Here is a 23,870-nt window from a genome sequence, read left to right as displayed (position 1 = left end):
TAAAGAACCCTGTTGCTATAGTTGAACAAGAAGTGCTTGTAGCTGAATAAAAAAACATTTATCTGTTATATTTCCTATCTTTTATAAATAAACCAATTGTTGTAAGGATAAAGCTTAGAAAACTTGGCATTCGCCAAGCCTTAAAATAGATAAGCCTTAGTTGCACTTATGCAGTAAGAAAGGATTTATACTTTCTTAACTGCCAAAAACCAAAATATAAAATTCTCTTCCATAAAATCTAATTCCAGGCTCATTTAGGATGTAAAGTGAAACTATCATCAATACAATACCGAATAACATTACTTTTATAAAATGCACAATGTTTCCCCTATTTTCCTTTATCAATCCTGCTGCTATTGTTGTACTAAAGCACCCGATAGTTTAAGAATTATTAATCCTTTTTTATATACGTCTTTGATATTTACTGTGTCCATCTGTTAAACCAACAAGTTCAAATTTATTTTTCTTATAAAAGTTATTTAATTTTATATTATCCGCAACACAATCTAATTTAAGATATTCTTTATCACTTTCATTGTTCTGTATCCAATCAAGAATACTTCTACCAATTCCGTTCTTCATATATGTAGGAATAATTGCAAGTCTATGTAAGTAAAGCGATTTTGAGGAAATATCATCTCCCCAAATATGCCTGTCCCATTCACTTTGTTCAGATAAAAGTGTAAATGTAGCCACAATATCGTTATCTTTCAAAACAATATACGTTTCTTGATTAGATATGGCTTGTTCAATCTCTTCATCATCACCACCATCTAATAGAAACCCCCATTGATTTATTTCATTATCTTTCATCCATAGAGCTATCTGTTTTAACATTTTAATAATTTCACTACTATCCTCATTTGTAGCAATTTTTATATTGAAACCTTCAACGTAATCCAAGTTCAATTTTACCTCCCCATAGATTATCTTTTCTTCTTTTTTTCACTATCCTACCAGTTAATTTAAGTACATCTTTTAAAAAACAATTTACTTTAACATAAAATTCCAATGATTCTTCAGATACAAAAATAGGATCCGTAATCGACGATCCCTTGTTAAACTCTTGCACCCGTTACTTGAAGATAGTGTCATTTTTTATCTCTTATTTCTTCTAAAATTTGTATTACATGATTATTTTGTTTTTCAATTGATTTTAGCCTTCTCTCAATAATACTCGATGAAAAGAAAACAATAAGCAAGATTGCGATTCCGACAATATCCAAGTATAATCCCCCAATGATTTATATTATTAAATAGCCATAAAATCCGATAGGGGCTATACCCCTTGTTCCAGATAAGCACCCTTTAGTCATACATGTAGCGCAAAATATCTTTACTTTATCTACCTTAATGGATAAACTAACTCAATTTCTTTCTCATTTGTAAGCGATTGATGATACCAGTAATTGTGATATGCCCCATGGATACAGAGAATTCTTTTATCAGGGTACTTTTTAACTGCCTTTTTAACCCTTGCAACCATAATGTTATGTCTTGCATTCCGAACTATATTTTGCACATCAGGATTAATGGTTTGTAACCATTTATACATCTTATTTGTTACGTCATCATAGTCAAATGAGTTAAATGGTATTTCCCCTTTATTCCAAGTTGAAAGTTTCTTTTCATTCCATTCATTTAGCTCTTCTTCTAATTGTTTCTTGGCTCTAAAGTCAAACTTATCAAATGGCTCTTCTTCAAATACATCCTCTTCAAACCAATTGACAGGAACAAACTTGATGTTGTTTTCCTCACATAATGGAAAGATTACGTTAGGATATTCATTTTGTGTTTCACCTAAAATTCCATGAGGTGTACCCTTAGTTTGATAAAGTTCCCAGCTCTTCGGATGAACTTCACCACATATTACATCAGGGTTAAATTCCAATATTAATTCTTTTACTAAGGTTAATGGGAAATTATACTCCTTTTGCATTTCTTCATCATGGGTCATTCCTAAAATACCTACAATACTCATAAGTAACACTTCTCCTTCTTTCTCAACTCTTCTGCTGCAATAGTTGAACAAGAAATGCCTTTTCCTTATTGAAGTAAACTACAACTAAGTGAAATAATTTATTATCTGTGTCCTTCTTTTCTTGCTTGAATATATCCGTAATAAGAACAGGTTCCATTTTCAGATAAATCCTTTACCTCAAAGCCACATTTATCGTAGAAACTAAAATTATTTGAGGAGGTATGTGCAAACCAATCACCGTGTGGAAGTTTTTGAATACATAATTCAACTAACTTTTTACCAATTCCTTTTTCACGATATTTTGATAATACTACTAAGTCCATAATATTAGCAGCCATTATTTGGTCTGAAATAACCCTAACCATTGCAACCATTCTCTCATTATCCCAAACCGTAAATGCCCAGGTTGAATTTTTAAAAATAAGGGTGAATTTTTCTTTCTGCCAATTTGGTATTTTTCTTGCCCAGCCTGCATCTTTAAATAATTCCTCAACATATTCAGCAGGCACACCCTCTGTACCCTCTCTAATTACAAGTCCATTAAAATACTGATACATGTTTATCCCCCCAAACGTATTAAAAAAATAGTTCTTTATTGCACCTTTCTTATTGAACAATCCTGCTACTATAGTTGAACAAGAAATGCCTTTGAAGTAAAGCACCCGTTAGTAAAATTCTATACAGGCGCAACAAATTCTACTTTTATTCTATCTGGGTCTTCAAAATAAACAGCATAATAATCATTTCCTCCAGCAAATGGGTGTTTATCTAAGTAGAGAATGTTGACTTCTCTTTCTTTCAATTTGTTCGTCATCTCGTCTACGTGTTGACGTGATGATGCGTGAAATGCTAGATGATTAAGCCCTACTCTACATCTATGATATGGAGGGTCCAGAAACCTATCTTCTGCTTGAACAAAAACGATGTAAGTGTCACCCAGTTTCCAACTGTGACCACTTTCCCATTCTTGAAAAGAAGCATAACCTAACTCTTCTAGGAACCAACCCCAAAATTCGACCGATTGTTCTAAATCTGAAACATATATCTCTATGTGATGCATTAATCCTTGTGGCATATAAATCTCCCTTACAATTACTAAGTTCTTCTTCAACTCTTCTGCTACGTTACTTTAAGTACATTAATTCACGTACTTATTCTAGCATAAGATTCTAATAATTCTTTAAATCAGAATAGGATTGCCATAATCGACGATCCCTTGTTAAACTATTGCACCCGTTAATACAATAAGAACAAGTATCTATTATCTGAACAAAAAAACATTTATCTGTTATATTTCCTATCTTTTATAAATAAACCAATTATTGTAAGGATAAAGCCAAAAACCAAAATATAAAATTCTCTTCCATAAAATCTAATTCCAGGCTCATTTAGGATGTAAAGTGAAACTATCATCAATACAATACCGAATAACATTACTTTTATAGAACGCACAATGTTTCCCCCTATTCTCCTTTATCAATCCTGCTGCTATTACTTTACTAAAGCACCCGTTAGCTTACTTCACATCTCAGGTGGACGTTGTTTTCTTTTTACCTCTTCAATTTCTTTTTTAAGTTCAGAATTACTTTTTCCTTTATTTTTTTGAGTAGTGTGTTTTGATTTACTACTATTTTTTTCTCTTATAATTCCTCTAATAGTTAAGATAACAATGACAAGGATGATAATTGAACCAATAATATTTAACCACATTTTAAACATCCTCCAATTCAACTAAATGCCACGTTACTTCAATAAACAATAGAAGCTGCCAAGTCGACAACTCCTTGTTCAGCTAAAGCACTGTTAGTGAAGAAGAACTACTTTCTCTTTCTAATCAAGAAATAGATAATAAATCCGCAAAAAGTGAATATAACAGTTCCAATTAACACCTTTGCCATTGAAACACTTACTTGTGCAGTATCAAAACTTGTCTGTTCTATCTCATTGACTGTCCACCAACTATCTATTGAAGATTTATATATTGCTAAGTAAAGCCATAATAAAAAAATAAAGAAAGTAAATATAATAATACCAATTTTTTTATTCATGAATTCCACCCTTTTTTACGATAGATGTTTGAATAAAAGATATTATCTTTGTTGTACTAACCTGCTGCGTTATTTCAATAAGCAATAGGAGCTGCCAAATCTACAACTCCTTGTTCAGCTAAAGCACCCGCTAGTTCAAGATGATTTCTCTGCCCAAAAATTCACATATAAGTTTGTAACTGTCACATCAATCATTCCTTTTTCTTCAAAATCAGGATTTATATTGTCTGGTAAATCTAAATAAAAGCCAAACTCATCTACATCACTTGAATCTTCAGAAGGACTAAATTGATAAGTACCACCTCTATACGTTGCTTTTGCTTTCGCCTGAAATTTACTTATTAAATCATCATTATTATGTTGGAGTTCCACACCCGATACTAGTGTTGCACCACCTAAACTATAACTTCCACTTGACCTAAAGAATACTTCATATTCATTTGAATTATGAGCGATTACTTTAGACACATAAATTTGGTTTTCCCCATCCTGAAAAAGCACTTTTTCTTTGTTACTCTCCAAATCATTTAAATCAATCTCGATTGTATTTTCTCCTTTAACAGGGTGTGCATTATTGTGATAATCTTCAATGTTATTGGTAAAATAATTTATCCCTTGTGTTCGAAGATTGTATTTTTCAACTGCTTGAGGTACAAGCACAACACCAAGAACTATTATTGCTGCTGCAATATATACCGTATTTAGATTTAAGAATCGTTTCATTGAACTCCCCCAATTCACATTATTTGTATTTTAGCCATAAGCCTAATTCCATTTTTTACAAAACTGTTTTGTTAGTTTAATAAGAAATACCTTTTCCTTATTGAAATAAAGCACCAGATAGTTTGTTTTAGTGTTTTTATTCATTAGAAAAGGTGGCACCACAAATTTGGCGGATCCTCATTCCGTTATTTCCTTAAAAATGACGATTTTTATCGTGTTATGTAATCCTCATTCCGCTAAATGCCCTTTTCGACCATATTTTTCATTGTTATTGGGTAAATAACGGAACCAGGAACCGCTTCACCCTTACAAAACGACTTTTTTACCCATTTAGCGGAACCACGATCCACTTCACTGGTTTGCGTGATTCACATTCCGATCCTTCGAATTCCTCATCCCTGATACACGTCTTAAATACTTAATATATAGCGTTAATCCCTCTTGCTTAAATTTTGATGTTGTTCTTTTTTATATTAAGACTAATGTATTAAGGAAGCTCTCAAATCTTTAACGCCATATTCCAAATAAGCCTTTAAACAAGAAACCATATATACCCAGCCTTGTTTTTGACCGATCATTTTGTTTACTATTTCAGGGTCATCTTCTCTCAAACCTGATTCTGTTACTTCAATTATTGTACTTTTATCATCCAACTCTTTTAGTGTAATTGTAACAACCGTTTCTTCACCATGTTCCGCCCCCCATGAAAATACCACTTTCTTATTTACCTCAACTTCTAATATATTTATAACCCCTTCTGCTTCGTATTCATCATATCTCAATGTTACCGACTTACCTTGTTCCCATCTTTCAGAACTTGATGAAAACCAATAGTTTCCGATTTTTACAGGGTCTACTATAACTTCAAATACCTCATTAACTGACTTTCGTATTTTCATTTTTGTAGTTACCTGTGTATCCAATTAAAATCAACATCCTTTCTATTTTAAACACATTCTTTATTTGAAAGAAGTTATTTCTTTTCTTCTACATTAACGATTATATTCCCAAACAATTCCTCACCAAAATATACTTCTAGCCTCCATTTACCTGATCTCGGTAGTGTCATTGTTGAAGGAATATGATGGTCTGCTCCTAAGTGTGGGACAAGCGAATTATTAGTTGAAACCTCAAAAATAGTTATACTTTCATTTGTTTTTTTGCTTATTCCAACTACCTTAAAGGGCTGTTTAAGAGTATCTGGTTCACCCCAAAAATGCCACATATATTTTTGCTCTTCACCTGCTATGAAAGGTCCGTACTCTGCAAACCCTAATTTTCCATTGTCCCCAATTCTAAATACAAAATTGCCTTTTTTCCCATGGTCTGTAATTACAACCTCTCTAACCAGAGTTGGACTTTCATCCCAACTTACTTCAGATGACTTGGCTTCTTCTTTTGAACAACTTATCAATAATATCCCACACATAAATATAAGAAGATATTTTTTAATAATAATTCCCCCTTACTTTGGCAGAAGATATCTTAATTAGTCAGAAGATAATAAACAAACTTTACCTTTTGCTCATTCATTATAAATTCTTCATCACTCGTTGCTATGTACTTAAAACCGTTTTTCTCTAAGACTTTTTGTGAGGCTCTGTTATTAGTAGTTGTTTTTGCCGAAACCTGTTTTATTCCTTGGTTATTATTTATAACATCTAACAAAAGTTTCAATGCTGTGTTAGCAATTCCTTTACCAGTATATGCTTTTCCCACTCTATAACCTATATGCCCTAAACCGTTTTCAATATCTACTAAGTTCATTCTTCCAAGAATTGAACCATCTTTATTCTTAATTAAGTAAAAATAAGATAATTCTTGTGCCTGTTCATCCAGTAAGGCGTTAGTCTTTTTTTTAAAGGTCTCAAAGTCATAATAATCATCACCGCGACTTGGTACCATTCCCTCAAAAAAATCTCTGTTTTCAAGCTCAAATTCATATAATTTTCCAGCATCTGTACTGTGTAATCTCTCAATTGTTATATCCATATTAATTACCGCCAATTTATGTTGTTGTAGCTAATGCGACTATCCGCTATTCAGCTCAATAGGGTCCTTTTGTGTAAACTCTTTATGTTAACTTTTGTACCAGAACAAGATTTCTAATTTATTTCATTTTTTGGTCTCAAAAATAACGATTTATCAAAGACTAAAGATAGATCTATTTGTGGAAGCTCACGTTGTATTAGTTCGTACATTTCCTCAATTATTACTTCTAATTCTCTTATAGAAGTCTTTGGGTCATCTAGAAAAATAGACTCTAAGCGATTTGATAAATTTTTAGGAGTGATTTCCATTGAACTAAGTGTATGTTTTTGCCACTTAAAAGCTGGATGGTGTACGAACTGACGGTTTAAACCGAATAATATGCTCATTAAATTGGTTTGAACGGCTACCATTACTTTATAAAGCATTAACCAATCTTCACGCTCAAGTAATGCCTCACGATTATTCCATCTGTTTCCTAAAAAAATATTCTCCTTTACCATAGCCACACTTAATTCATAAGGGTATTTACTTACTTTCTCTTTCATACTATTAATAACTAGATCATTGCTGAGTGAAACCCCGTTATAAACCGTAGCTGCAATACATTGCTTATCTAAATTCGTATCACAAGATATGATCACGTCATTTATTATTTTGTAAATTGTATCTGTTAGAAAATTGCTTATTTCTAATTTTACACCCTGAGTTATGTAAGTTTCTGACCATTCCTCATCTTCATATGGGTGAAAGTGAATAATATTACCATTTAATTCAACGATTGGAGCCTTCCTTTCCTCGTCAGTAGGAGCTCCATCCCAAAACACAAATAGTTCAATATCTGAATATTCATCATGCCAATTTCGTGATACGGAACCTCCTAATAAAACGGCTTCAACTTTTGGATTTTGTTCATAGATATTTGCTATATCTGATGCCAATACTTTTAAATTCACATAACCTCTCCCTTTCAGAAACATTTTTTACTTGTTCAAGGAAAGCATCCGTTAGCTTAATAGTAATTACTTTTTTCTTTTTATAAATAGATACAATAAAACAATTACTTACTTCCCAAGAACCGCCTACTGAAGCACCTAAGTATACGAGAACTATATTCCAAATCAAAGTTCCTATTGTTGTAAAAAAAAGAAACAAGCCAACATTCATATTTGACATACCTGCAGGAACAGATATCAAACTACGTATTAAAGGAACGAAACGACAAAAGAAGACCGTCCAAGGACCATATTTATCAAACCAAGCATCAGCCTTGTGAATATCATTTTTTGTTATACGAAGAATATGTCCCTATCTATCAACAATCTTCTCTAACGGATACTCCTAAAGGTCTTTTCATTTCATAACCCCAATTTTCACTGATTGAATTTAAAACGTTCTTCAATAAACCTGCTGCGTTTAAGTACATTAATTCACGTACTTATTCTAACATAAAATTCCAATAATTCTTCAAATAAGAATAGGATCGCCGTAATCGACGATCCCTTGTTAAACTCTCGCATCCGTTACTTTAATAGCGAACGCCTACACCTTTTTGCTTTTTACGAGATGAATAAACCAATATAACGCTATCCAAGGTAATATAAATCTAGTTGTCCACTCAAATAAGCTAACAATAATTCCAAACCCATTATAATTGAGTGTAGTTAAAACAATAAATATTACAAATAAGCTAATTGTACCGTAGAATAAATACCTCATAATTAAACACCCTTATTTTAATATTTCTAATTACTCCCTAAACACAAAGGTAATGACTTATTACTCTTAATTAATCAACGCACCCGTTAATTGAAGATAAATTACAATTGCCTTGAAGCATTATCAAGTATCTCTTGGTAAAGTTCGTTCCAATCATGATAATATTCCGTTACTTCACTTGGATTTATAAGAATTCTTTCGCCTGACTCAAACTTTGCTTTAAAATCATGTAATTGGTCAATCTCCATACGATAAAAAACTTGATAGCCTACTTTTGGGTATAGACTATCTTCTTTCCATTTTGGGTTTTCCTTGTGGTCAACGATAATATGCCCTAAAAGAGAGCAATTTCCTGTAACATATCCTTCTTCATATGCTTCACGCTTTAAACATTCTTCAGGAGTTTCTTCAGATTCAATATGACCTCCTGGGAAATCCCAACCTCTATGGTTTAAATTGACTAATAACAAATCACCACCTTTAAAACAAAATCCATGAACACTTGTAATTAGTTCTCTTGGTGGGATTTGTTTATCAGGCTTCCAAGTTAATTTTACTTTTGCTTCTCCCCAATTCACAAATTTTGTAGTCATACATTTTCTCCCCTTATTAACCTGATCTTCTTCAACTCTTCTGCGACGTTAGTGGAACAACGAGAACGAATCCATTCTTCAACTCTTGCACCCTTTTGTTTCATTGGTATCAATAATATTCTTGGGACCGCTTATCAAGGTAACCGGCGAGGTGCAGTTCTTATCCCGGTTGATTGCTTTTATTTATTTTTCAAAAAAACTCTTTACTCTTTGGGGGTCATTTAAATTCTTTTCTATAAGATTCTTTAGTTCTTTTTTCTTTGAAATTTGAAGATGTTTATCACTCATATACCATTTTGTTAATTCCTCTTTGTGTATACTATACCGCCGTTCTTGGAATTTAAAAATTATTTTATCGACACCTTCGATTAAGTTGAAAATGTAAGTAGCATTGGTCAAAACAATCTTACGAGCAGTTTCCTCTGTTTTATTAGTATATTCAGCTATTATAAGATTCTCATCAGTGTATCTAGCAAATCCGTTTGAATCTTCTTGGTAGGGCAACATATTCAGAATAGCTGAAGCATAATCTCTATCGCCTAAACTAGAACCTTTGTATAAAAACATTGTTTTATCTTCTTGTGATTCGTTTCCAGGACTACAACTAGTCACAAAAATCAATAGAGCAATTAAGAGAACTATCTTTCTCTTCAATAAAATCCCCCCACATTATATCTAGCCATTCCATTTCTTCTTCAACTTTTCTACTGCGTTAGTTTTAGCGTCATTCTTCACAAAATCTGCATTTATTTTAACATAAATATTCATAATATTTTGCAAGGTTGAGGAAACAATGATTTTATACCAATTTATTGATAAATTTATGTATGCTGATTTACATAAGAACTTGCAGGTCAAAATGTGAACTTACACTTACCAATAAAAAACGACCATCAAATTAGCGTACAAATTGATGGTCGTGAAACGGAATCCCCTTTAACCTAGCCACACTCAAGGTTACTACTCTTCCTTACTAGGTTTAAAGAACTTTACAAGGGACATAGCTTCCTTGGCAGTAATTTCTTGTGTTACTACTTCATAGATATATTCATTAGAAGTTCCAACAAAATGAGCACTTTGTGGCCGGTCAAGTTCATACACTGTCCAGTCAATATCGTTCGTTGTAAACTTTTCGATTCTTTTTCCTTTATTAGTATCAAATGCTCCTGAGGAACGCGTAACAGAATCTTTATGGTAGGTGCGTACATACAATAATCTGGTCCCTGAACCTTCCACATTTTCACCCTTCTTATAACTATAGGTCAGATAAGCTTGGTTAAAAGACTTATATCTTTCATAACTTGCAGCGTATAATTCATATTCAGAACCCGTAAATTCATAGAGAAAACTAATATCTTCCCGAAGAGTTTGGAGCACTTGATCTACATCTTCCTTATAATAGTCAGCATGCTCGATTACCTCAATTTCTTTTTCTCTTGAATCTTCATAATGAGGAGCTGGGATTTCCTTCTTAGTCAAACCAGTTAGGCTTGGAATAAATTCTTTAGAATCAACTGAAACGTTTATTTCTAATTTTTTCGGATGTAAATAAGATGTAATATTTCCATTTGAATCATACTCCTCATATTTAACTAAAATACCAGTATCTTTATCAACCCAAAACCGGAATGTTTCAACGTTCTTCATCCTTGCAACTTTGTCTTTAACTTCACCAGATAAAACAATGGTATTATGCCCAAGTATTTCTGCATTTTGTTTTTCAATATCCCATTGTTCATAATCTCCTAAGTATTGTACTGCCTTATGAAATGGAAAAAGTGATATTCCTGCTGTCCCGGTTGGTGGTGCTTCCCAATCATAAAGACTTAAAAGTTTGTCATAAACTTTACTAGAGTCAATTGATAGTGCCTCTTCTACGGACACTTTTTTTTGAAGTTCTTTAGGATCGTATTCACTTTCTCGGTAACTTTTTCTCATAAGGTCAATATTCCATACTTGATTATCATTGTGAACTGCCTTTTCATTTTGTACAAGCTCACCATCCAGTGAGTGATTCTTAAATGAAACATAGCCACCCACTTTATTTTCCATACTTAACTTATACTTAACATTTACAGTCGATCCTGTTCCATCGTTGTAAATATTCTGCTCTTCAAACTTGCCCGCTACAGTCTTAAAGTGCATAGGTGTATTTAACATTTTGGATAATACTTCTCTCTTGTTCATATCATCAAAATACTCTTCTTTATTCGGAGGGGTATACATGCTCCCTTCCTTGGTATCCAAATTCTTATTCGAATTAGTAGGAGATTGTATTGTGTTTTCGGGAATAGATTGATCGTCACTAAAACCGCCTAGTTTATTGAAGCTAAACAATCCTAAACCCAAAAGAAGTACACAACTTATAGATACACTCAAGATATATTTTAGTCTGAATTGTAAGTTAGATTTCTTCCTTTTTGAAGCCCTAACGGATTTCCTTACTGCTTCCTTATTTTTCTCACCAAATTCTATATCTTTTAGAATTGTTCTATTCATCTTTTCATTTAAATTATTGAACATGTCTTCCATTAGCTTTACTCCCTTCTAGCCTTTGCTTTAATAAAAGGCGGGCCCTATGCAGTCTAGATTTAATCGTAGACAGCTTCATATTTAGCAAATTGGAGATTTCATTATATGTAAATTCTTCATAATAATATAATATGATTACTTCCCTGTATTTAATTGGTAAGGAAACTATTTGCTCTGAAATTATTCTACTATTTTCGAAATCTAATAGCCTCGACTCTGGTGTTTCTGTAGTTTTAGTTCTAGTAGATAAGAAATCAGAAAATATCAGATTTCGAAAAGACCAGTTTCTCAGCTTATCTTTACAAAGATTGACTGTAATACTGTAAATCCAGGTCTTATAAGAAGATTCATGTCTGAACTCATCCAACTTTTGATAACACTTAATGAAAGCTTCTTGGGCAATATCTTCAGCTAATTGTTTCTCCTTGATATAAGTAAATGCTAGTCGAGTTATACTTTGGCCATATTCATTCATTAAAAACTCCAGTAATTCATCTTTGCTTTGTTCATACTGATTCCCCATAGGTACTTCCCTTCCTCAGATAATATCCTTTAATATTTAGACGACACTATGGAAGTTTGGTTGTAAAATTATTGCAAACGAATATTCTAAATGAAAAAGTGCATTACTTTATAAGGTAAATGCACTTTCACGAAATATTTATTCAATTATTCTCCATGCTGACTGGTTTAACTTCAGACTTAACAACAGGTATTATATAAGCTTTGACATGTAGTATTCGTCAACAAAATTACCATCGATAAGCAATGCGTGTTTTTTAGTCCCTTCTGTTGTAAAGCCCATTTTTCGGTACAGAGATAAACCTGATTCGTTCTTTGTCACTACCGTAAGTTCCAGGCGATGAATATTGTTATTGATTGCCCATCGATCCAACTCTTCAAATAGCTTTGAACCTACTCCCTGTCCCCTGTACTCCTTTAGTATTCCAATAACAATATAAGCGGAATGTTTATTTCTTGTCGCCTTGCCGCCAAAAGCCATTAAAAAGCCAACTAATTCATTGCCTGTTTCCGCAACAAGTATAGTAGAGTTCCCTTCTTCTTCAATACTCTCTATCATCTTTCGCTGTTGTGCTGGCTGACTATTTCTCTCGCCAGCCTCCCACAGCATATATTCTGAATTCCCCTCAACTTGCTGGGTAAGATGTGAAAACTTTTCTGCATCTGAAGGTTTAATTTCTCTGACTATCACTGCGATTCTCTCCCGTAATGTTTTATATGCTTCGACTGTTATTAGTCTTTAATACTAACACTCATCTTCCCATCACGATAATGAGCATATTTATCTTCTTCTGATAAATCTACAAAAAGACCATTTTCCGTAACTTGAATAAGTTCTTTCACCTTTTTTTCATCACCATTAACTTCAATTGTTAAAACACTTTCCACCAGTGGAGGGCCACCATCGTCGGTTCGAACATCCTGAATCTCAAAATCATTTAGTTGATATCCTTTTTCTTCTAAATAACTTATTTTTTCCAAGAATCTCTTCTTTGCCTCTGATTCACTTAGCGTTGACTCCTTATCGTAATGCTCATCGAAAATCAGTAACTGGTTGAAAGCTTTATCGTATTCTTCATTTACTAAAGCAGTGTAATAGTTTTCTACACTATCTTTAGCATCGTTGGAAGCACAGCCAACCACAATAATACTTAAACTCAGCAATGTAATTAATAATATGTTTTTCATTTTTTTCCTCCTAGAATTAAAAGGTATATATCTATCTAGTCCTGAGAGTAAATGGCCGAATAAAATTATTTTAACATAAACCACATTCAAGTAGTTTAATTTATAAAACTTGGCTTATTGTTAAAAGGATTCTTATGCCATATTGTGGAGGCACGGATCGCTTTTAACTAGCGGACACAGGAGACGCTATTTCTATAAAAATTCACCTTTTCAAACTTATCCGGACACAGAAGCCCTTATTTTACTTATATCATGGTTAATAGAGGGTATTTGTGCTAAATAAGATCCCTGGTGTCCGCGAACACCACCATTTTCGTGGATTCATGCTAAATAAGGTCTCTGGTGTCCGCAAAGCCTCAAATCTGCTATACGCACTTTGCCGCCATGTTGGTTTCTTAACTGTCAAACGAGAATATAATCTTTGGATGAAGGTCCTTTACATTAATCTCTTTTGTAAGAAATATTGATCAAAACCTTTAGGGTGATCTTCAATGACACCAAAAATTTCGTACCCGTTTTTTTGATAAAACTTAGGAGCCTGAAAGCTAAATGTATCCAGGTATATCAATCTGCAACCTTTCTCTTGCGCATACTTCTCTAATTTATTCAGCAAAATACTTCCATAGCCCTCTTTTCTGTAACTTTCATCAACCCACAGGAAATCAATTAGTATATGATTCCAAAACATATTTCCGGTTATGCCACCCTTAATATTTCCAATATCATCTTTCAGCGTAAAACCAACGTTCTCATTAGGTGTTTTGAGATGGTCTGGCAGCTGCTCCATGTTGTAGTCTATTACCTTCTTTTTTATTAATTCGCTAGTTTCTTTTGTCCATTGATTACTTATTTCCATAGTAATCCCCCCCATAATTCCGAGCATATTTGTTATTTTTTACAATGCTACTACAAAATGACATTTTATAGTAGTCTCAAAAACCAAATGGGACAAATTAAATTTTAATAACATATCAGAGTAATGCCACTTTTTCACCTCAAGAAACGATAGTAGTTATGAATAATGGAATTATTCATAACCAACCCAAGTACTTGGTTGAATTTCCATGAAGATACTCTGTGAAAATACCACCTTCTCTATGAAAATCACGAATATATAGTTAAAACTTTGGGCATAATGCCGACTATAATGAAAAATTATGGAGGTGTTATATATGAAGAAACTAGTATTATTTTTACTTGTTTCAGCTATGGTACTGACTGCTTGTGGCGATGAAGATGAAAACTCAAAGGAAAACACTAACCAACCCAATGAAGATGTTGAAAGCCAAGAAGCTATGAGTACGATGAATGACATGGTTAAAAGAATGGAAGAGCTTGACTACACTTCAATTGACTTTGACGTCATCTATGATGATAAAGAATTTGAAGGTGAAATTGAGCAAGATGATAATTTAGTGGAGTCCGAGTTTTATGATCCGTTTAACAGTGTGAATGAACGTGGGCCTGCTGCTTTTGATGCCATGTTTCCAATTGTAAAAGACCTGAAACTGGGTCAGGACATGACAGATGAAGAGGCTGTTGCAATATCTATTGAAGCGTTTAGCATACCTGACAATTTCTTAAAAGCCGAATTACAAGTAACTTTTAAAGATGGAACAGAAAAAGCATATGAAGTAAAAATGAATGAAATGTAAATATGGAATGAAAACACTTAAAGCATGGAAACGTTTGTTTTCATGCTTTTTAATTTTCAGCCAATCTTACCTATATTTCCCACCCATTATTTTCTTCCCAAAAGACTATTTCCCAAGTTTACGGGCAAATTATAAAATAATTAGACCATAACTATCGTGAAAGAAAGGTGTTTTGCATGCGCAATAAGAATGTATGGTTAGTAACACTGGGAATCTTACTGTTAATAGGTGTTGGTATTTTTTCTTTCCAATTTGAAAATCCAGACAATAATACGGCAAATCCTGAACAAAATTTACAGAAAGACAAACAAAATAAACCAAACGTCAAAAGGCAAAAAAATCCTACTGGTAAAGAACATTTCTCAGTTCAACATACCGAATATCCGGGAAAAGTTACGCCCGATTTTTCTCCTGACGAACTAATAAAGCCCCCTTCAGGAAATTGGTTAACAAACGGTGGCAATATATACAATGGTCGGTACTCCCCATTAAATAAAATTGATACTTCCAATGTCAGCGACTTAAAAGCAGAATGGATTACTAGCATGGGGACTGGCCTCAAGTTCAAATACTCCGGCGAATCTACTCCACTTGTGTATGATGGTGTCATGTTTAACGTAACGGGAGAAAATCATGTTGCGGCAATCGATGCAACAACAGGAGAATTCATCTGGGAGTACAAGCCTAAACTGCCAGAAGGCTTGGACACGCTTTGCTGCGGATGGGTTAACCGTGGCGTAGCACTAGGAGATGGAAAAGTATTTGTTGGTTTACTGGATGCAAGATTAGTTGCCCTGGACCAGAAAACCGGTGAAGTATTATGGGAGACGATAGTTGATGAATGGGAAAAGGGATATACCATCACAAGTGCTCCCCTCTTTTATGATGGAAAGGTTTATACAGGGATTGCAGGTGGTGAATACGGAATAAGGGGTTACGTAGCGGCATATGATGCAGACATAGGCAGACAAGTCTGGAGGACCTACACCCTTCCAGAACCAGGTGCAAAGGGATCAGAAACATGGCCGGAAGATAGTGAAAACTGGCTAACAGGCGGAGCACCAGTCTGGCAAACACCAGCAGTTGATCCGGAATTAGGACTCATTTATTTTGCAACTGGAAATACGGCACCTGATCTAGATGGAAGTAATCGTAAAGGTGATAACCTCTATACAGACTCTGTAATGGCTTTAAATGCGGATACGGGCGAATATGAATGGCATTTCCAGGAAGTACATCATGATATTTGGGATTATGATCCAGCTAATCCGGTTGTCTTATATGATGTCAAAATGAACGGCGAAACGAAAAAGGGGATAGCTCAAGCTGGGAAGACTGGATGGGTATATCTATTGGATAGAACAAACGGAGAGCCGCTCGTTGGCATCGAGGAAAAATCTGTACCACAAAATAAAAAACAGAAAACTTCGCCTACCCAGCCATTCCCAATTGGGGATTCCTTTGTACCACAAAAAATTACGAAGGAAGATATAAAACGAGACTTACCAAAGGAATTTGATGGAAAGTTCGGGAATATATTCACACCATTTTGGGATGAACCAGTAACCGTGAAACCATCACCTCAAGGAGGGGCAAATTGGCCACCTTCTGCATACAATCCAAACACAGAACTGTTTTATGTGCTGGGTAATGACAATTATTTTTCATATGCACATTATGCAGAAGATGAGGAGAATAAGTTTGAAGTGGGTAAAGAATGGCTAGGAAGTATCTGGCAGCCTGTAGAAAAGTCACCTAGTAGAGGCACGGTAACTGCGATCGATATTAAAACCAATAAAATTGTTTGGCAGAATGACTGGGATACGATTGCATATAGTGGAATCTTAACAACTGCCGGGAACCTGATCTTCACTGGACATAATGATGGAAGGATTATCGCATATGATGCAACAAATGGCGAAAAAGTGTGGGAATTCAAAACGGACGCAGGTGCAAATGCCCCACCAATCACTTATAAAGTCGATGGAAAGCAATATATTTCCATATTCTCAGCCGGAAATTCACTTGCCGGAACACAGCATGGAGATAAGATTTATACCTTCTCTTTAGATGGAAAATATGGATCGCTGGAAGATATTCCTGAGGATGACATTACGGTATCACCAGCAAAAGAAGAAATGGACTTCAATCAAGGCAAACAGGAAGACAAAAATGAAGTTTCCGTGGACGAAGGACTAAAAGTATATGAAAACAATTGCTTATCCTGCCATGGTGCAGAAGGTGCAGGCGGCCATAATGGACCGAATTTACAAGATCTCAACATGGATACAGAACAAATCATTCAACAGATTAAAAACGGTGGCGGCAACATGCCTGGATTTGAAGGTGCGTTAACAGAAGAAGAAATTAAAGCTGTAACAGAATACATCAAGAGCCTTTCGGAAGAGGAAGGTTAAAAAGAACCAAAAAGGTAGTCGTCCATTTGCCAGGACGACTACCTTTTTATGTTAATCTGTGGATGCTTTTTCAGTTATTGGAATTTGAATTAACCGGTCATCCTTTTTATTTGGCTCACCACGATCATCATGATTATTGGTAATCGTAAACAGTGCGTCATCCTCAATCATAATATCTCTTAACCTTCCTGCATCACTGAAAAATTCATCAACTTCACCGCTTGCTATATCATAAGTGAAAATTTTGGAACCGGCTAATGAGGCTACAAATAGTTGTCCATCATTAAAAGCCATTCCAGATGGCGCCCAAGTGTCATCACCAGAATGATGGATAGGTTCAGTCATATCAGACGCTTCTTCATAACCCTCAATTATAGGCCATCCATAGTTTTGCCCTGCTTCGATCAGGTTGATTTCATCATGACCGGATTCACCATGCTCCGAACTATAAAGATTTCCTTCGTTGTCCCAAGCTAAGCCCTGTGGATTTCGATGACCAAACGAGTAAATATAGGAATTGTCAAACGGATTGTCCTCTGGAACATCACCATTTAACTCCATTCGTAAAATCTTACCCGCCAAGCTACCAAGTTCTTGAGCTTTTTCTGCCTGACCAGTATCACCTGTTGTAGCATATAGCATATTATCTGGTCCGATTTGAATTCTGCCACCGGTATTTATTTCTCCACCTGGTATACCCTCAAGGAGAACATCCTCTTCCGTCCAAATGTTATTTTCAAGTGACATCGTGATAATTCTATTAAGGGTTTCACCATCTTCCTGATAAGTATGGTAAGCAAATGCCATTTTTGATGTATCAAAATCTGGTGCTAAAGTAAAACCAAGAAATCCGCCTTGTCCCTCATGAAGAATATCTTTTGATACCTCAACATCCTGAACTTCTACTAAACCGAGACTTCCATCGATTTGAACAACAGCTCCATCACGTTGACTTAAGAAAAAGTTATTGCCATTCTTGTTGATTGTCCACGGGATAAACAAGTTATTCGCATGGATACTTCCATTATCCGATGTTACGACTTCAACAGTTCCCTCTGATACTTCAACTGCCTCTTGTTGGAATGGATCTTGATTCTCTTCATTCTCTTGATCCTGTGATTCATTATTTTCCTGAACTGTATTTAATGCAAATACAAGTCCTCCCAGAAAGATTATTCCTAGTAAACTAAGATATATTGTTTTTTTCAAAAAACCACCTCAACTTCATTTGAATTTCGTCACTAGCTTCGCCCATTTTCAGACTATTTATACATAATAGAATTTTTTTAGAAAACTCGGGCTATCCAAATAATTTCTTCCTAAGTCTTTAATTTTGAGCGGACACAGGAGACGCTATTTCGATAAAAAAGTCGTCATTTCGAAGTTATACGGACACAAAAGCCCTTATTTCATATTTTTCATGGTAAAAAGAGGAGGTTATTAACAAATAAGGTCTCTGGTGTCCGAAAACATCACTATTTACAAGTATTTTTGCCAAATAAGGTCTCTGGTGTCAGCTACACCTCTATGATGATAACCTGCGCACTTGGCAGACTTGTCGGTTTCTTAACCACAAAAAAATAACCGTTCCATATAATTAATGGAACGATTACACTTTATCAAGCTGCTTTTTATCAAGTTTGCCAATCGATCTATATGGCATATGATCTACGAATGTTAACTCTTTTGGCACCTGATATCTCGCAACCTTAGAACTTAGCCATTCAAGAAGTTCCTCTTTTGTTACTGTAGCATTTTCCGCTGGCTGTACAAATGCTGTTAATCGTTGGCCAAATTGTTCGTCTTCTATTCCAGTAACAGCCACATCCTCAACTTCGAAATGCTTGATTAGTATCTGTTCAACCTCTATTGGGTAAACATTTTCCCCTCCTGAAATGACCATATCGTCATTTCTGCCACACAAATAATAGTACCCATTTTCATCTCTGAATCCTAAATCACCTGTTTCAATCCAGGGGCTGTTTTTGTTACTCATCGACCAGTCATTCCTTACACAAAATTGTCCAATTTTACCAGTCTCAACTTCATTCATACGTTCATCCAGAACCTTTAATCGCATGCCATTTATTCTTTTGCCAATGGTTGATGCTGAATAGTTTAAATCCTGTGGTGTTGCGATGAAATTCAAACCGGATTCCGAGGTTCCGTATAGATTGTACAAGACATCCCCCAGTTGATTAGATGTCTCATCTACAAGCTTTTTACTGAGCTTTGCACCTCCTGATGCAATACAGTTGAGACTGCTCAAATCTTCTGCATTCGTTTTTAACATTCGCTGCAGCATTAACGGAACAACAGTGACTACTTCAACTTGATGTTCACGAATCAGATTGCAGGCTTTTTTTGCATTAAATCCACTGCTAATAACTGCTTTCTTCCCTAATGGAATGAATAAAAGCAAAACTGCCAATCCGTAACCATGGTAGATTGGGGTCCCTATATAGGCAGTATTATAGTCTAAAATCTTTAACCTGCTGATAAAAGCTGCAAATGGATTTAAATAATTAAATAATGATGGCTTATGCGCTGCATCTTTGGAAACTCCAGTGGTGCCACTTGTTTGCAGCACAATTTTACTCGCGGAAGTTCTGGGTAATTCTGGTTGTTTATGATCATTTGAATGAAGGAGATTGTTAATGGCTGGTAAGTGATCATGATAGCTTAAAACTTTTTCATTAGAGTAAATGGATTGTTCAACGAGTGAACTTAATTCAACATCATAAATCAGTACATCAAAATCATGGCGGTCAATTAGTTCATTAAATTGGTTCATACTTATTTCAGCATTTAGTAAGTGTACATCTGCTCCTAACCTGGAAACAGCAAAAAGAGACTTCACCATCGATGCATGGTTTTTACACAATAAAGCTGCCTTCTGTCCACTTTCAAGATGTACATTTTCCTTCAAACCCAAAGCAAGCCTTGTGGATTGTTCCAGAAGTTGTTTGTAACTTATCGCCTGATTGTCATCAACTAAGGCAATTTTGTCAGCATACTTTTTTTCAGCAAAATATAAAAGCGTCATCAGATTTATTCCACAATTGAATGTGGCAACAATCAACCTGTACAACCCCAGTGGTGATAGTAATTTAATTTTATGTAACACATAAACAAGCTTGAATATCCTCAAGTTACTTCCCTCAACTTCTTTTACCTGATAAATCCGGCAGACTTCTGAGAAAAACCGACGCTAACCGCCAAAATATTAACCACCAGGGCTGATAATTTTTCCTTTTTGTATACATTAGCTTGCTGATAATCCTGGCGATTTGTTCGGGTGACATAGCTGGAACATTACGATAAGACGCTGTTGGGCGAATCATTGGGGTTCTGACTAACGGGAGATATAAGGTTGATGTTGATACCCCTGTTTTTTTCAACTCTGGAGCAGTCGATCGAAGCCACACATCAAAAGCTGACTTGGATGCTTGATAAGCAGCAAAGTATGGTACTGGTGCTAGCAATGCGTTTACTGTAGATACATTAATGACTTGTCCATGATTTTTTTCAAGAAGAGGAATGAGCGACAACAGCAGCTTCACCGGCGCAAAATAATTGATCGCCATTGTCCGGGTGAAATCATGATAACGATCCAGCGAATCCTGAATCGAGCGTCTGATAGATAGCCCAGCATTACTCACAAGTATATCCAACCCATCCGGCAGTTGGTGTACAAATGTTAGTAACCCATCCATCTCTTTCTCATTTCGAAGGTCTGCACGATAAATACTTACGCTAGCAGATTTATTTTCGATTTCACGTTTCATAGCCAAAAGTTTTTCCTCTCTTCTGGCCACTAAAATCAAATGACACTGTTGATCTGCTAGGAAATAGGCTAAAGCTTCGCCAATACCGGAGCTCGCACCAGTAATCAGTATTGTCCTTTCATGAAGTTCGTTTCTGAGTTTCTCTTTGTTTAAATATGTAGGTAAAAATAAACCTGCTTCCAGCAAACTAGATCTTTGCATAATTACACCTGTCTCACTAGTAGTTATTTTATTAAATATCTCGAATTTACTTTATCAGAATTTAAACGAAATCCAGAAAATCACCTATCATTCTGCCTAAGCCTCTCAGCAGCCAATAAATTATTCTGAACGGCAATATAAACAATTCAGGTATCCAAAATAGCACATCAACAACAATATCCCAAAACGAATAATCATCTTTACTCTTCTTGTGCTTTCGCGTTTTTCCTTTCTTTCTATCCCACCATTCTTTCATATAATTCTCCTTCGTGAATGTATTTTTTACCAGTAATCATTCCGCGAGATACGAATTTTATAACGTTTACACTCTAACTACGGTCAGGAGCAAAAAAAGTTTCTTAGAATAGACAATTTTAAGATGCTACTGAATTAATCATATACAATTTGCATAAACTAACTTCAAATTAGTTCAAGGAGTGTTTATATGAAGAATAAATTAGGTTTTATAATCACCTTTCTTATAGCAAGTACCATTCTATCATCGATTTTTAGTATAATAATGCTTGTCCTTACGATAAAGCACGATTTCAAAGTAACTGGTAGCAGTTTATTAAAAAAAATTAGCAATTAATTGACTGCATTTTCATTGTGGCTGGTTAAATAAGAAAAGGGATCCTTCATACGAATTCATTCGAAAATCCTCTCCATTATTCACCTGAAATTATTGAATAAATTTGGGTATCCCGAAACGCTCCCTTTATAAATTCATTTTTTCTCAAGGTTCCTTCATATCTCATACCCAGTTTCTTCATCACTTTTTGGGAACCAATATTATCAATATCACATCTACCTTCAATACGATTAGCGGATAATTCATTAAAACCATATTGGATAATTTTTTCTAATGCTTCTGTAACAATACCTTTTCCCCAGTAATCCTCCGATAGAAAGTAACCGATTTCCAGACTTTTATGTTTATTACTCCAATCTATAATAGCTACTACACCAATTACCTTTCCTGATTCTTTCCAGGTAATTGCCCATTCTCCTGACGCACCATCGGCATAACCATTTATAACCTCTTCTAAAAATTGAGAGGTAGTTTCTTTCACCTTATTGGTATCCCATGTCATTGGACCGGCCACATTGGGGTTCGAACAAAATTCAAAAACATCATCCACATCATCGTGAGACAACTTTCGCAATATTAACCGTTCTGTTTCAAATTCAGGCATTTTCATTAAACACTTTTCAAAACTCATATTTCGCATCCCCTAAAATAGATAGCGCACCAGGAAAGATGTTCTGAACTCCTCTTTTTGCCAAGAGCATTAAATTGAACCCCATATCTATGTATGTTCAGAAAAATTATAAAACCATATTCACAATCTTATATACCCATTCAGGTTTCTCATCAACTTCTAACCTTTCACAAAGAGAACTATGAACATTTCTAAACTCATGCACTATACTTTTCATAACATTTATTATTTCTACTGAACTTCTTCCACATTCCCAACTTGCAAGGAGAGATTGCTGCCAACTATCTAATTCGCTTCTTCCCCCTTCATATTTGGCCCAATCACCTAAGGCATTGGGCTGGTGTCCAGCATCCATATACCATGCACCCGCTATAGATAACCGTAATTTGTCAATACAATTTATAGCATAATAATACTCTTCTCTCATAGCTCTTCTATATGCTTCATGTAAATGTGCAAAAAACTTTGATCTCCATAACTCAAATTCATCAAAGGATGGTTCATAGGATAGTTCCATTGATTTGTTAAGGATTTCAGCGAGTCTTTCTTTATTGTCTTTTCTAATTTTAATATTTTTAAGCCAAACTGAAGGTTGGATATCTTCCAGCTTATAATAAAATGTATCCACTTTAATAAAACTATCATAGTGAATAACAGTATAAATTGAATAAGGATTAACGTCTTCAATATAGAGAACATTCCCCCATTCACTAGGACGGTTATTTTTGTTTGCAATGTATTCTTCTATTTTTTCAGATCGTACAACTACTCTTAGATCAATATCGGAAAATTGATCCATAGTTTCATTTGCGATTGAACCACCATAAAAAAAAGCTAATACATTATCATCATTTAGCAGATCCTTCTCAATCAATGCCATTATTTTTTCGCGGTATTCAGGTAATCCCACATCTCTTACCACGTGTCTACTTACAAATCCAGACATTTAAATTACTTACCTCCTCAACTGAATATGACATCTCCAAGCTCTTCCTAATACCAAGAGAGATTCCTGCTGATCAAACTCCCAGTTTTCTTAGCCAATACTTGTGGGCGGATCCTCGTTCCGTTATTTCATATAAATTCCTCATTTTGAGCTTGTTGACGGATCCTCATTCCGCTATTTGCCTTAATGAGCCCTATATTCCATTAATTTTGTGCTAATAGTCGAGTAGGCGGGGCCTCTCCTTTGGGATTGTGCCCCTTACCCCTCACAGATCCGTACGTGCCCAATTAAGGCATACGGCTCTTCATGACACCCTTAACGTCCATGTCAAAGACGTTTACTAGC

At 35.0% G+C, this 23,870-nt stretch carries 27 protein-coding genes and 1 pseudogene; 2 read left to right on the top strand and 26 right to left on the bottom strand.

Going from position 1 to position 23,870, the window contains the following annotated elements:
* Positions 1-402: 402 nt before the first annotated feature.
* From ACE1TG_RS02425 to ACE1TG_RS02330, 20 genes and pseudogenes are all read right to left on the bottom strand, one after another.
* Complete coding sequence (locus tag ACE1TG_RS02425; RefSeq protein ID WP_375050768.1) at positions 403-903, bottom strand: GNAT family N-acetyltransferase; 501 nt, start codon at positions 901-903, stop codon at positions 403-405.
* Positions 904-1,091: 188 nt separating this feature from the next.
* Positions 1,092-1,226, bottom strand: a complete 135-nt coding sequence (locus ACE1TG_RS02420; RefSeq protein ID WP_375050767.1) for a hypothetical protein — start codon at positions 1,224-1,226, stop codon at positions 1,092-1,094.
* A gap of 119 nt (positions 1,227-1,345) precedes the next feature.
* Entirely contained in the window at positions 1,346-1,981 is a 636-nt protein-coding gene (locus tag ACE1TG_RS02415; protein WP_375050766.1) for a hypothetical protein, read from the bottom strand.
* Positions 1,982-2,082: 101 nt separating this feature from the next.
* Positions 2,083-2,538 (bottom strand): GNAT family N-acetyltransferase, encoded by a 456-nt coding sequence (locus ACE1TG_RS02410; RefSeq protein WP_375050765.1) that lies wholly within the window; start codon positions 2,536-2,538, stop codon positions 2,083-2,085.
* Between the two features lie 119 nt (positions 2,539-2,657).
* Positions 2,658-3,056, bottom strand: coding sequence for a VOC family protein (locus ACE1TG_RS02405; protein ID WP_375050764.1), 399 nt, complete (start codon positions 3,054-3,056; stop codon positions 2,658-2,660).
* Between the two features lie 446 nt (positions 3,057-3,502).
* Complete coding sequence (locus tag ACE1TG_RS02400; RefSeq protein ID WP_375050763.1) at positions 3,503-3,691, bottom strand: hypothetical protein; 189 nt, start codon at positions 3,689-3,691, stop codon at positions 3,503-3,505.
* 107 nt (positions 3,692-3,798) lie between these two features.
* Positions 3,799-4,029 (bottom strand): hypothetical protein, encoded by a 231-nt coding sequence (locus tag ACE1TG_RS02395; RefSeq protein WP_375050762.1) that lies wholly within the window; start codon positions 4,027-4,029, stop codon positions 3,799-3,801.
* A gap of 135 nt (positions 4,030-4,164) precedes the next feature.
* Positions 4,165-4,752, bottom strand: a complete 588-nt coding sequence (locus ACE1TG_RS02390) for a hypothetical protein (protein ID WP_375050761.1) — start codon at positions 4,750-4,752, stop codon at positions 4,165-4,167.
* 479 nt (positions 4,753-5,231) lie between these two features.
* Positions 5,232-5,675 (bottom strand): SRPBCC family protein, encoded by a 444-nt coding sequence (locus ACE1TG_RS02385; protein WP_375050760.1) that lies wholly within the window; start codon positions 5,673-5,675, stop codon positions 5,232-5,234.
* Positions 5,676-5,725: 50 nt separating this feature from the next.
* Positions 5,726-6,181 carry a hypothetical protein gene (locus tag ACE1TG_RS02380; RefSeq protein ID WP_375050759.1) on the bottom strand — a complete coding sequence of 152 codons (456 nt, stop codon included), beginning with the start codon at positions 6,179-6,181 and terminating at the stop codon, positions 5,726-5,728.
* A gap of 56 nt (positions 6,182-6,237) precedes the next feature.
* Positions 6,238-6,744, bottom strand: coding sequence for a GNAT family N-acetyltransferase (locus ACE1TG_RS02375; RefSeq protein ID WP_375050758.1), 507 nt, complete (start codon positions 6,742-6,744; stop codon positions 6,238-6,240).
* Positions 6,745-6,857: 113 nt separating this feature from the next.
* Positions 6,858-7,697, bottom strand: coding sequence for a DUF4037 domain-containing protein (locus ACE1TG_RS02370; RefSeq protein ID WP_375050757.1), 840 nt, complete (start codon positions 7,695-7,697; stop codon positions 6,858-6,860).
* Positions 7,654-8,073 (bottom strand): annotated as a pseudogene (locus ACE1TG_RS02365) (DedA family protein); the annotation flags it as partial. The gene ACE1TG_RS02370 and the pseudogene ACE1TG_RS02365, both read right to left, overlap by 44 nt.
* Before the next feature lie 488 nt (positions 8,074-8,561).
* Complete coding sequence (locus ACE1TG_RS02360) at positions 8,562-9,053, bottom strand: NUDIX hydrolase (RefSeq protein ID WP_375050756.1); 492 nt, start codon at positions 9,051-9,053, stop codon at positions 8,562-8,564.
* Positions 9,054-9,236: 183 nt separating this feature from the next.
* Complete coding sequence (locus ACE1TG_RS02355; protein WP_375050755.1) at positions 9,237-9,707, bottom strand: DUF4825 domain-containing protein; 471 nt, start codon at positions 9,705-9,707, stop codon at positions 9,237-9,239.
* 306 nt (positions 9,708-10,013) lie between these two features.
* On the bottom strand, positions 10,014-11,585 hold the full coding sequence (locus ACE1TG_RS02350) for a hypothetical protein (RefSeq protein WP_375050754.1): 1,572 nt from the start codon (positions 11,583-11,585) through the stop codon (positions 10,014-10,016).
* Positions 11,566-12,108, bottom strand: coding sequence for a sigma-70 family RNA polymerase sigma factor (locus ACE1TG_RS02345; RefSeq protein ID WP_375050753.1), 543 nt, complete (start codon positions 12,106-12,108; stop codon positions 11,566-11,568). The genes ACE1TG_RS02350 and ACE1TG_RS02345 overlap by 20 nt, the downstream gene beginning before the upstream one ends.
* Before the next feature lie 192 nt (positions 12,109-12,300).
* Positions 12,301-12,798: a GNAT family N-acetyltransferase gene (locus ACE1TG_RS02340; RefSeq protein ID WP_375050752.1), complete on the bottom strand. Its 498-nt coding sequence runs from the start codon at positions 12,796-12,798 to the stop codon at positions 12,301-12,303.
* A 41-nt stretch (positions 12,799-12,839) separates the two neighbouring features.
* Positions 12,840-13,295, bottom strand: a complete 456-nt coding sequence (locus ACE1TG_RS02335) for a hypothetical protein (RefSeq protein WP_375050751.1) — start codon at positions 13,293-13,295, stop codon at positions 12,840-12,842.
* Between the two features lie 436 nt (positions 13,296-13,731).
* Positions 13,732-14,151: a GNAT family N-acetyltransferase gene (locus tag ACE1TG_RS02330; protein ID WP_375050750.1), complete on the bottom strand. Its 420-nt coding sequence runs from the start codon at positions 14,149-14,151 to the stop codon at positions 13,732-13,734.
* A gap of 316 nt (positions 14,152-14,467) precedes the next feature.
* Here ACE1TG_RS02330 and ACE1TG_RS02325 point away from each other — a divergent pair, with 316 nt between their 5' ends.
* Both ACE1TG_RS02325 and ACE1TG_RS02320 read left to right on the top strand, forming a co-directional pair.
* Positions 14,468-14,950, top strand: a complete 483-nt coding sequence (locus ACE1TG_RS02325; RefSeq protein ID WP_375050749.1) for a YusW family protein — start codon at positions 14,468-14,470, stop codon at positions 14,948-14,950.
* Between the two features lie 176 nt (positions 14,951-15,126).
* Complete coding sequence (locus ACE1TG_RS02320) at positions 15,127-17,367, top strand: outer membrane protein assembly factor BamB family protein (protein WP_375050748.1); 2,241 nt, start codon at positions 15,127-15,129, stop codon at positions 17,365-17,367.
* A gap of 51 nt (positions 17,368-17,418) precedes the next feature.
* Here the strand turns inward: ACE1TG_RS02320 and ACE1TG_RS02315 are convergent, their stop codons facing one another.
* The 6 genes from ACE1TG_RS02315 to ACE1TG_RS02290 all read right to left on the bottom strand — a co-directional run bounded on the left by ACE1TG_RS02315 (position 17,419) and on the right by ACE1TG_RS02290 (position 23,525).
* Positions 17,419-18,576 carry a PQQ-dependent sugar dehydrogenase gene (locus ACE1TG_RS02315; RefSeq protein WP_375050747.1) on the bottom strand — a complete coding sequence of 386 codons (1,158 nt, stop codon included), beginning with the start codon at positions 18,574-18,576 and terminating at the stop codon, positions 17,419-17,421.
* Positions 18,577-18,976: 400 nt separating this feature from the next.
* Complete coding sequence (locus tag ACE1TG_RS02310) at positions 18,977-20,494, bottom strand: AMP-binding protein (protein ID WP_375050746.1); 1,518 nt, start codon at positions 20,492-20,494, stop codon at positions 18,977-18,979.
* Positions 20,495-20,528: 34 nt separating this feature from the next.
* Complete coding sequence (locus ACE1TG_RS02305; RefSeq protein WP_375050745.1) at positions 20,529-21,356, bottom strand: SDR family NAD(P)-dependent oxidoreductase; 828 nt, start codon at positions 21,354-21,356, stop codon at positions 20,529-20,531.
* A 61-nt stretch (positions 21,357-21,417) separates the two neighbouring features.
* Positions 21,418-21,612, bottom strand: coding sequence for a hypothetical protein (locus tag ACE1TG_RS02300; protein WP_375050744.1), 195 nt, complete (start codon positions 21,610-21,612; stop codon positions 21,418-21,420).
* Between the two features lie 412 nt (positions 21,613-22,024).
* Positions 22,025-22,579 (bottom strand): GNAT family N-acetyltransferase, encoded by a 555-nt coding sequence (locus ACE1TG_RS02295; protein WP_375050743.1) that lies wholly within the window; start codon positions 22,577-22,579, stop codon positions 22,025-22,027.
* Between the two features lie 106 nt (positions 22,580-22,685).
* Positions 22,686-23,525: an aminoglycoside 6-adenylyltransferase gene (locus ACE1TG_RS02290; RefSeq protein WP_375050742.1), complete on the bottom strand. Its 840-nt coding sequence runs from the start codon at positions 23,523-23,525 to the stop codon at positions 22,686-22,688.
* Positions 23,526-23,870 lie beyond the last annotated feature (345 nt).

Source organism: Virgibacillus sp. JSM 102003, from assembly GCF_041949995.1.
GTDB lineage: Bacteria > Bacillota > Bacilli > Bacillales > Amphibacillaceae > Lentibacillus.
This window is presented reverse-complemented; position numbering and strand designations above follow the sequence as displayed.